The organism is Emticicia sp. W12TSBA100-4 (assembly GCF_040253585.1).
In the GTDB taxonomy this organism is placed as follows: Bacteria; Bacteroidota; Bacteroidia; order Cytophagales; family Spirosomataceae; genus Emticicia.
This window is the reverse complement of record NZ_JBELAU010000044.1, coordinates 1-2,176: the sequence shown is the minus strand read 5'-3', so window position 1 is coordinate 2,176 and position 2,176 is coordinate 1. Positions and strand designations below refer to the sequence as shown.

The window sequence follows — 2,176 nt, the reverse complement described above, 5'->3', positions numbered from 1 at the left end:
CATTTGCGGTCGTTGGAAGCAAGAGCGTAATTACCTTATCAATCACGTTTAAAACTAAAACCAAAGTTTATAGCTTTGCTCAATTTTTACAAGCTTTTATAAATACCCTACTGTTGATTGATACCAGCTACAAACTATCTGTTTTTTGGATTTTCATCACCAATCCATGTCATTAATAACCAAATAATGATATTTTTTCGAAATTTTATTTAGATTAACTCACTTTAATATTATTTTTAGTAAAAAGTAACATTAAAAGTGTTCATAAATCAAGTATCCGAATTTAAAACTTATTAGTAAAAAGATAAGTGTTCAACTATATTGATTTACTAAAATCTATAGTTTGTTAAAGACTATTTAAACTAATCTATCTACAATTTTTAAACTAAAACTGCTCTAATTATGACACAATTAAAGACAAGACAACAAATTGCTGATGAAATGGGGATTTCCAGAAAAACACTTTACAGGTGGTTAAAGAAAAAAGAAATAAAATTATCAACAGGCCTTATATGTCCTCACATGCAAAAATTTATCAAAGAAAATTTATTTTTAAATGAGTCCCAAAATGTCCCGTAATATTTTTGACTTCTATAAAATAAATCTTTTAAATTTACAACAATGAAGCCTCCTTGTTCAACATGGTCGGAGAAAAGGAGGCCTCTGTGTTTCAATTAATAACTAAAACATTACAAATGTATGAAAAAAAACATTAGTATCCTCCTACTATGTGCTATTTTTGCTTGCACGGAAAAAGAAAAAGAAGCACATTTTGATGAAAGTCAATTAAAAGAATCTTTAATTAAAGACCCTGCAACTATTGAGTTTTCTAAGCTAGAAAAACAAATTACACTTAACAACATTGAAGGGAAATATAATTTAGGCAACTTGAATATGAAAATTATTCAAGCACAAGTTAAAGATAATACTCCTTTTAATGAATTAGTAGTAATTTATGAAAAAGCAGGCATGAAAGATGCAAAAGAATATTTCACACTAAATTCCAAAAAGGTAGAATTATTAAGTAAAATGCAGGCTAATCATCCTCAATTTAAAAATCTCGAAAAAGACAAGCAGTTAGCATTACTCAGAAGTGTAATTGAACCAACTTTAAATTCAGCTACAGAAGAAAACAAAAAAACAGTTAAAGCAAGACTTAAAGATTAAATTTTTGAACTTATAAGATAAAGAATATGAAAAAGAAATCAATAATAATAACTGTTGTAATATCATTTTGTATAGCTTCGAAAGTATTTTCTTATAAGCCTGATTGCTATGCTCAGTTTGAAGCAAACTACAATACAATTACATCAAATTATAGTAATGTATTGACAAGCATATATTTGGAAGCAGCAAATATTATTGGAAGCTCATGGTGGAATAGGGATGCAACAACTCCAATGGGGTCAGTAAACTATTTCTTAAATAAAATCGCACAAGCCGAAAACAATTACTATGCGGATTATAGTAATATACTACAACAATTAAATGAATGTGTTAGTAGATTTGTATAATCCAAAAATAATATTTATTTTAGCCAAAGATTAGCTACACAATAGAATATAGCTAATCTTTAAATTTTCATACCATTAAACGAATAAAAATATGAATTCATTAGTGTATAGAAAAAAAAATACTATTGACAAAAAAGATTTTTTTCAAAGAAAAAAAATAATAATTGAACTTTATGATGAAAAAATCAATAACGCCTCAAATATTTATCATAAACTTTTATTAAGAATAATTAAGTCAATTAAAATTTACTTTCTTACAAATCTACATAATTTATACCTTCATTAGAATCTGGCTGTGATAACTGTATTTATGCAGTTAAAATAGTTTGACAGTTATTACTCAAAGGCATATCCGACGAGTCAAATCCGCTAAGTTTTCAATAATTTCAAACGCATATTTTTTTTCCGACAAGGCAGCACCCTGTTTCACCAAGTATGCTTTTCTGCTTGCATAGTTGGTCTTCGACAATTTATCTGAGTGGTATTTTCCCAAATTTAACTCCGAAAAATAAATTCTTTTGCTTTTTATTTTCTTTTTTCAGACCTTAGTTTTCAGATTTGGTCAGCGACTTTCGATTAGAGCAGTTTATACGCTTTTTTCTACCTTAGTTCTCATCTATCTTGGGGACAGTTTGAATGCGTTGGTACTCAAAGTAAGTTGC

General features: G+C 27.8%; 3 protein-coding genes. All 3 read left to right on the top strand.

The genetic code is table 11. The features are described 5' to 3' along the window. Window positions 1-402 precede the first annotated feature (402 nt). The 3 genes from ABR854_RS25640 (at window position 403) to ABR854_RS25630 (ending at window position 1,514) form a co-directional block, all read left to right on the top strand. Entirely contained in the window at window positions 403-579 is a 177-nt protein-coding gene (locus ABR854_RS25640) for a phBC6A51 family helix-turn-helix protein (protein WP_350268716.1), read from the top strand. Between the two features lie 120 nt (window positions 580-699). Continuing rightward, window positions 700-1,167: a hypothetical protein gene (locus ABR854_RS25635; protein ID WP_350268714.1), complete on the top strand. Its 468-nt coding sequence runs from the start codon at window positions 700-702 to the stop codon at window positions 1,165-1,167. Window positions 1,168-1,193: 26 nt separating this feature from the next. Then, complete coding sequence (locus tag ABR854_RS25630; protein WP_350268713.1) at window positions 1,194-1,514, top strand: hypothetical protein; 321 nt, start codon at window positions 1,194-1,196, stop codon at window positions 1,512-1,514. The last annotated feature ends 662 nt before the right edge of the window (window positions 1,515-2,176 follow it).